Origin of the sequence: Streptomyces sp. MK37H, assembly GCF_018035285.1 — a bacterium.
Taxonomy (GTDB): Bacteria; Actinomycetota; Actinomycetes; order Streptomycetales; family Streptomycetaceae; genus Streptomyces; species Streptomyces endocoffeicus.
The window spans coordinates 1-2,045 of sequence record NZ_JAAAYH010000764.1 but is presented as its reverse complement, the minus strand read 5'-3'; the positions used below and the strand labels follow the sequence as shown (position 1 = coordinate 2,045).

The window sequence follows — 2,045 nt, the reverse complement described above, 5'->3', positions numbered from 1 at the left end:
TTCCGGGGCCGGCTCGGGGTCGCCGTATGCGTCGTGCCAGTTCCACCATTCGTACGGCGGGGTCTGGGGGTAGCCCTCGGGCGAGTCCTCCCACGTCTCCTGCCGTCCGAGCGCGGTCATGTCGAGGTAGCTCCAGGTACTGCCCAGCGCCTCGTCGCCGCGGGCGTTGATGAAGTAGGTGCGGAACACGCGGTCGCCGTCGCGGATGAACGCGTTCGTGCCGTGCCACTCGTCCACGTCGAAGTCGGCGTCGAAGTCGTCGGTGATCGTGTACCAGGGCATCGTCCAGCCCATCCGCGCCTTCACCTGTTCGATCTCCGGCTGCGGGGCGCGCGAGGCGAAGACGAGGGTGGTGTCGCGGGCGTTGAGGTGGGCGAGGTGGCCGACGTGATCGGCGACCATGGAGCAGCCGCGGCAGGCGTGCTCGGGCCAGCCGTACACGATGGGCTCGAAGAAGGCGCGGTAGAGGATCAGCTGACGACGCCCCGCGAACAGGTCGAGCAGGCTCACCCTGCCCTCGGGTCCGTCGAACGCGTACGCCTTCTCCACCGCCAGCCACGGCATCCGCCGACGCTTGGCGGCCAGTGCGTCACGGGCGCGGGTCAGCTGCTTCTCTTCCCCGAGCAGCCGCTGGCGCGCGGCCTCCCACTCCTGCGCCGAAACGATCGGGGGTGTCTCCATCGTGACGTTCACCTTCCAGTCCGGTTCCGGTCCGGTCCACGCTCCACCGCCCCCGCCATCCAGGGTCGGCCGTCGTGGGCGAGGGCGCACGCCGGTGCGCCAGAAGTTGAACGTTCGATCGATCAGGCAGTCTCGTTGCTCATAGCAAAGCCCCAGGCCAGCGGCCCGGGGATGCTTTGCTGTCTGTCGTTGTCGAGATCCCTGCGACGGTGTGCGCCTACTTGCCGGTGCCGACCGGGTCCACCTTGATGGCGGAGCCGGAGCCATCGGTGACGGGGACGTTGATGCTCACGGGGAGGGAGTGGGCGTGGGTCTCATTGGGCGGGGTGACGACGAGGGTGGTGAAGGTCTCGCCGCTGCCGCCGGAGTTGTTCGGCGGGTAGTAGAGCGTGAAGCGGGTCTCCTCGCCCGGCCTGACCTTGGTCTTCGGCGCCGCGAGGTCGCTGCGCTCGGCGCTGATCGAGCCGTTCTTGCTCTTGAGGTCAACGCCGGGGAAGCCCTGGAGGGTGCAGGGGGCGGACCCGGTGTTCTTGAGGTTGACGATGAGGGTGCCCTCGCCCATGCCGTGCGAGCTGCTGAACCCCAGCTGCGAGGTCTTGCAGGCGCCCGCACCGGCGCCGCCACCGCCGCCCGCGCCGCCATTGCCCTGGCTGCCTCCGGCCGAACCCGACGAGCCCCCGTCCGACGAACCGGAACCGGACGAGCCGGACGAGCCGGAGCCCGAGGAGCCCGAGTCCGAGGAGTCGCTCGCGGCCGAGGAGGGCGAGCTTCCGCTGGCGTCCGTGTTGTCCTGGCACGCGGTCAGGCCGAACGCGGCGACAGCGACGACCGCCGCGGCGGCGACCTTGCGTCCATGGCGAAGAGTGGTGGTGCGGCGCGACATCAGTCCCCCTGTTGTCGTGGGCTTCGACCCCGTCCTCCGGGGCCGTGACAACAAGACTGTCCGCTGCCGCTGACGATCTACTGCCGCGTCACTAACGCCCTGTTAACGGTCTGGCAGTGCTCTGACCTCGCGCTTGGTCGTCCCGACCGCCCTTGTGGAACGAACCCGCGCGATTGTAGGGGCGAGTTATGACATGTACCGCATCGCCCTCTTTGCCTGACCGGGCCCCACAGGCGCTGAATTGATCCGGAAGGGCTCCGAAAACTTTCGATGAAGAGATCCCGGAAATGATCTCTCATCTCTTTCCTCTCAACGATCTTTTCTAGATTCGACCAATGAGGAGAGGCGTTGAACAGGAGATACTCCCTCTCAAGAGATCACCATCCACAGCAGAGTTTCCGTAATTCTTGCGGAAACTGTTGACACCCTACGGCGCCGGTCCAACACTGACCGCACCAACAGGCCCCCACCACAACCGAGG

The 2,045-nt window shown here is 67.1% G+C and carries 2 protein-coding genes; both read right to left on the bottom strand.

Features of this window, described 5'->3' with window-relative positions:
• Positions 1-681 (bottom strand): DUF899 domain-containing protein (locus GWI24_RS43660; RefSeq protein WP_210951556.1); only part of this gene is annotated, 681 nt, incomplete at its 3' end.
• Positions 682-898: 217 nt separating this feature from the next.
• The gene (locus GWI24_RS43655) at positions 899-1,564 is read right to left on the bottom strand and encodes a DUF4232 domain-containing protein (protein WP_210951555.1); all 666 of its coding nucleotides are present in this window, start codon (positions 1,562-1,564) and stop codon (positions 899-901) included.
• Positions 1,565-2,045: the final 481 nt, after the last annotated feature.